Here is a 218-nt window from a genome sequence, read left to right as displayed (position 1 = left end):
GCCTTCACTTCGAGGAAGTCCTCGAGGCCGTACTTGCCCCACTCGCGGCCGTTGCCGGACTGCTTGTAGCCGCCGAACGGCGCGGAGCGGTCGTTGGGCACGCCCTGCAGATTGACATTGCCGGCGCGGATCTGACGGCTGACGCGCTTGGCGTCCTCGACGGACGCACCCGTGACGTAGCCGGCAAGCCCATAGGGCGTGTCGTTGGCGATGTGCAC

The 218-nt window shown here is 67.4% G+C and carries 1 protein-coding gene; it reads right to left on the bottom strand.

The genetic code is table 11. The features are described 5' to 3' along the window. Nucleotides 1–218, bottom strand: a 218-nt coding sequence (locus AC0L3S_RS39845; protein WP_473285474.1) for an aldehyde dehydrogenase family protein, incomplete at both ends; no start/stop codon positions are given.

The sequence above is a fragment of the Bradyrhizobium sp. Ken01 genome (assembly GCF_055807355.1).
Note: the sequence above shows the minus strand (reverse complement) of the source record. Positions and strands in the feature narration are given on the sequence as shown.